This is a genomic window from Candidatus Neomarinimicrobiota bacterium, assembly GCA_041862535.1.
Lineage (GTDB): Bacteria > Fidelibacterota > Marinisomatia > SCGC-AAA003-L08 > TS1B11.
The window spans coordinates 1-3,790 of the sequence record JBGVTM010000078.1 but is presented as its reverse complement, the minus strand read 5'-3'; the positions used below and the strand labels follow the sequence as shown (position 1 = coordinate 3,790).

The following is a 3,790-nucleotide window of genomic DNA, read 5'->3' as shown; positions in this document are numbered from 1 at the left end:
ACGTCCTTGCCTTCCTCGTCACGGAAGTACTCGGCGACGGCCAGGGCCGATAGGGCCACTCGCAGGCGGGCTCCCGGCGGCTCGGTCATCTGACCGAATACCATGCAAGTCTTCGCAATGACCCCCGAGGCCGACATCTCCAGGTACAGGTCGTTCCCTTCCCGCGTGCGCTCACCCACGCCCCCGAACACCGAATAGCCCCCGTGTTCGGTGGCCACGTTGCGGATCAGCTCCTGCAGGATCACCGTCTTGCCGACGCCGGCCCCACCGAACAGCCCGGTCTTACCCCCCCTGGTATAGGGCTCCAAAAGGTCGACGACCTTGATGCCCGTCTCCAGCATCTCGGTGGTGGTGCTCAGCTCTTCGTGCTTGGGCGCCGGACGGTGGATGGGATAACGCTTCTCGGTCTCAATGGGGCCCTTCCCGTCAATAGGCTCTCCAATCACGTTCAGCAGGCGGCCCAGGGTGTTGGGCCCTACCGGCATGCTGATGGGCTCACCCGTATCCTTGACCGCGGTGCCGCGGGTCAGCCCGTCTGTGGAATCCATAGCCACCGTCCGGACCAGATTCTCACCCAGATGCTGGCTTACTTCCAGTACGAGCCGCTCGCCGTGGCCCCGGTCGATCTCCAGGGCGTGGTAGATTTCCGGCAGATGCTCGTCCTCAAACACCACATCCACCACCGCACCCATGATCTGGGAAACCTTACCTATTTTCATCTGCTCTCCATAAAATTTTTATGTAACCGCCAAGGCGCCAAGCTATTCGAGTATCTATCCCTGGCGCGTCTTTGCGGTTCAATTCTCACGCTTGCAGCCTCAGCGCCTCGGCACCGCCCACGATGTCTAGAATCTCCTTGGTAATGCTGGCCTGCCGGGCCTTGTTATACTCCAGCTGCAGCCGTTCAATGACTTCTTCGGCGTTGTTGGTGGCATTATCCATAGCGGTCATGCGGGCCGCCTGCTCGGAAGCATACGACTCCAGCAGATAGCGCCACACCTGAATGTTCAGGTGGCGGGGCACCAGGCTGTCCACCACCTCGGCCGCCGACGGCTCAAACAACACCTGGCTGGTGTCAATCGGCTCCCCTTCCTCCAGCACCAGGGGCAGCAGGCGTTCCTCGCGCAATTCCTGCACAAGAATGTTCTTGAATTGATTAAAGAAGACCAACACCTGGTCCACCGAGCCCTCCACATAGCGCGAAGTGATCTCTCGGCCAAAGGCCATCGCGTGATTAAAACCGAGCTCGGACCAGAAGTCCAGGTAGGCGGCCACCACCTGGTACCCCCGGCGGGTGAAATGGTCATTACCCTTCCGGCCAATGCAGATCAGATCGACCAGCTCCCGACTCAGCTCATCAATCCTTTTCTGGGCCGCCTTGAGTAGATTGGTGTTGAAGCTGCCGGCCATACCCCGGTCTGAGGTCACCACCACAATCAGACTGCGCTGGACCTCTTCCCGTACCTGGAGCACCGGCAGCAGCTGCCGATCAATCTGCGGCAGCAGGCTGTGAAGTACGTCGCGGATGCGGTTGGCATAGGGGCGGGCCTGGAGCATGTTCAGCTGGGCGCGGCGCAGCTTGGCCGCCGCCACCATCTTCATGGCCTTGGTGACCTGCTGAATGCTTTTAACGGAATTGATCCGGCGCCGGATGTCCTTCAGGCTGGCCATGGGGTATTCTCGTCAAGCGACGAAAGTCTTCATGAATTCGTCCGTTATGGTCATCAGGTCCTGCTCGGTTTCCTCGGTCAGTTCGCCGGTATCATGAATGGTATCCAGGTACTGGCGACCGTTGGCTCGAAGGTAGTCCAGGTACCCCGCCTCGAATTCGCGCGCCCGCTCGATAGGCAGATCGTCCAGGTAGCCCTTGGTGGCGGCAAAAATGATGGCTACCTGCTCCTGCACCGGCATGGGTTGGAACTGATTCTGTTTAAGGATTTCCCTGAGCCGCTCACCGCGGGTAATCTGATGCAGGGTGGCCTTGTCCAGGTCGGAGCCGAACTTGGCGAAGGCCTCCAGCTCTCGGAACAGGGCCAGCTCCAGGCGCAGCGAGCCGGCCACCTTGCGCATCGCCTTGATCTGGGCGTGGCCACCCACGCGGGACACGGAAATACCGGGATTCATGGCGGGGCGGATGCCGGCGTAGAACAGTCCGGTCTCCAGAAAGATCTGGCCGTCGGTAATTGAGATCACGTTAGTCGGGATATACGCGGCCACATCCCCGGCCTGGGTTTCGATGATGGGCAGGGCGGTGAGTGAGCCACCGCCGTTTTCATCGTTCATTTTGGCGGCGCGCTCCAGCAGGCGGCTATGCAGATAGAATATGTCGCCCGGGTAAGCTTCCCGGCCCGGGGGACGGCGCAACAGCAGCGATACCTGCCGGTAGGCCACAGCATGCTTGCTGAGATCGTCGTAGATCACCAGCGCATGCTTGCCCTGGTCACGGAAGTATTCGCCGATGGTGGCCCCGGCATAGGGGGCGATAAACTGCAGGGGTGCCGGTTCGGAGGCGCTGGCCGCCACCACTACGGTATACTCCATGGCGCCAGCCCGCTCCAACTCGGCTACCGCCGTGGCCACCGTAGAGGCCTTCTGCCCGATTGCCACATAGATGCAGTAGACGGGCGCATCCGTTTTATGGGTGTACTTCTGGTTGATGATGGTATCCAGTGCGATGGCCGTTTTGCCGGTCTGGCGGTCACCGATAATGAGCTCCCGCTGGCCGCGGCCGATGGGGGTCATGCTGTCGATGGCTTTAAGGCCGGTCTGCAGGGGCTCCTTGACGGGCAGCCGCGAGATGACATCAGGTGCCTTCCGCTCGATAGGCTTAGACTCTTCAGGCTTGATCTCCCCGCGCCCGTCAATGGGTTGACCCAAAGGATTCACTACCCGACCCAGCATGGCCGCACCCACGCCGATCTCCACCACCCGGCCGGTACGACGGGCCAGGTCGCCCTCCCGCACCAGGTGGCTCTCACCAAACAGAACCAGACCGACATTGTCCTCCTCCAGGTTCAAAGCCATGCCGAATACACCATGAGGGAACTCCACCAATTCCGAGGCCATCACATTATCCAATCCGTGCACCCGGGCGACACCGTCACCCACCATGATCACCTCACCTACCTCGGCTACATCCAGCTCCACCTCAAAGGCTTCGAGCTCCTCTTTCAGCATCGCGGTGATCTTACCGGTGTCAAATTCTACAGCCATACCGTGTTTTACTCCGTATTAATCATCATTTTTCCAGTGCTGTAACCCTTGGCTACACCAGCTGTTCCCGCAACAGCTCCAGCCGGCGGGCCAGCGTGCCATCCACCAGGGTATTGCCCACCAGCAGCTTGATGCCACCAAGGAGACCGGGGTCCACCACACCCAGAACCCGCAGGGAGCGCCCGATATCCGCTGCCACCCGGTTCCCCAGGCTCTGAAGCTCCGGCTCCGGAAGTGACCGGGGGGTGAAAACGGTCAGGTCCATCCGGGCACCTTGCACCTGGGCCAGATGGATCAGGGACTTGACCACTGCGGGCAGTTGCAGGGCCAGGCCCCGTTCCAGTAAGCAGTGCAAGACCTCGAATTCCAGCTCGGTGAGGATGCCCGCGAAGGCCCGGCGCAGGATTGCCAATTTCTCTTCTGTCGGGATCCTGTGGGTAATCATCAAATGGCGGAAGGCCTTACTCTCCCGGAAGGCCCGGGCCAGCAGCACCAACCGGTCCAGAAAGCCTTCCACCATCCCCAGGCTGATAGCCACTCTGAGGGTGGCCCTGGCAAATTGGCGCGCCTTTGGGTT

4 protein-coding genes are annotated in these 3,790 nt (G+C 60.7%); all 4 read right to left on the bottom strand.

Features of this window, described 5'->3' with window-relative positions; all coding sequences use genetic code 11:
* The coding region (locus tag ACETWG_03195) for a F0F1 ATP synthase subunit beta (GenBank protein MFB0515594.1) at positions 1-719 on the bottom strand (719 nt) is incomplete at its 3' end.
* An 85-nt stretch (positions 720-804) separates the two neighbouring features.
* Positions 805-1,671, bottom strand: coding sequence for an ATP synthase F1 subunit gamma (gene atpG / locus ACETWG_03190; protein MFB0515593.1), 867 nt, complete (start codon positions 1,669-1,671; stop codon positions 805-807).
* A 12-nt stretch (positions 1,672-1,683) separates the two neighbouring features.
* Positions 1,684-3,213: a F0F1 ATP synthase subunit alpha gene (gene atpA, locus ACETWG_03185; GenBank protein MFB0515592.1), complete on the bottom strand. Its 1,530-nt coding sequence runs from the start codon at positions 3,211-3,213 to the stop codon at positions 1,684-1,686.
* A 52-nt stretch (positions 3,214-3,265) separates the two neighbouring features.
* The coding region (atpH, locus tag ACETWG_03180; protein MFB0515591.1) for an ATP synthase F1 subunit delta at positions 3,266-3,790 on the bottom strand (525 nt) is incomplete at its 5' end.